Genomic DNA, 864 nt, shown 5'->3' with positions numbered 1-864 from the left:
GCCGCATCTGCCGATCGGTGACTATGGCCCGTATCCCGAGCGGCTGCGGCAGCAGTTCGAGGGGGTGGTCTGGAAGTTCCGGACGGGCTCGCAGTGGCGGGAGATGCCACGGGAGTTCGGTGCCTGGTCGACCGTGTCCAACCGCTTCCGGCAGTGGCGGGACGCCGGCGTCTTCGAGGCCCTGCTGGAAGCGTTGATCGCGGAGGCCGCGCGACGGGGCGAGGTGGACTTGTCGCTGGTCAGCGTGGACTCCACGACCGCCCGGGCCCACCACGACGCCGCCGGGATGCACCTCGACGAGGAGGTCGTGGCCGCCTTGGAGAAGGCCGCGGCCGAGGAGGAGAAGGCCCGGGAAAAGGGGGCGGCTCGGAAGAACAAGTCGGACGGGACACCCCAGACGACCCGGAACACGACGAACGACGACGCGTCCGACGCCGGCGCAAGCTCCGCCTGAAGGCCGCCCTGCTCGGCCGCTCCAGGGGCGGGCAGACCAGCAAGGTCCACCTCGCCGCCGACCGCAGGTGCCGCCCGCTGGCGTTCGTCCTGACCGCCGGACAGGCCGCCGACAGCCCGCAGTTCATCCCCGTGCTGAAGAAGATCCGCGTGCGCGGGACTGCGGGCCGTCCCCGCACCCGGCCGGACGCGGTCGCCGGGGACAAGGCCTACTCCTCCCGCGGAAACCGCTCCTACCTGCGCAGACGCGGGATCAAGGCCGTGATCCCGGAGAAGAAGGACCAGGCCGCCAACCGGAGGAAGAAGGGTTCCAGAGGCGGCAGGCCCGTCACCCACGACACCGACCTCTACAAGGAGCGCAACACCGTCGAGCGCCTGATCAACCGATTGAAGGCGTGGCGGGGCATCGCG

1 pseudogene is annotated in these 864 nt (G+C 70.8%); it reads left to right on the top strand.

The window, feature by feature from the left end:
• Positions 1-864 (top strand): annotated as a pseudogene (locus tag ABEA93_RS42035) (transposase); the annotation flags it as partial.

The sequence above is a fragment of the Yinghuangia aomiensis genome (assembly GCF_039542225.1).
Taxonomy (GTDB): domain Bacteria; phylum Actinomycetota; class Actinomycetes; order Streptomycetales; family Streptomycetaceae; genus Yinghuangia; species Yinghuangia aomiensis.
Note: the sequence above shows the minus strand (reverse complement) of the source record. Positions and strands in the feature narration are given on the sequence as shown.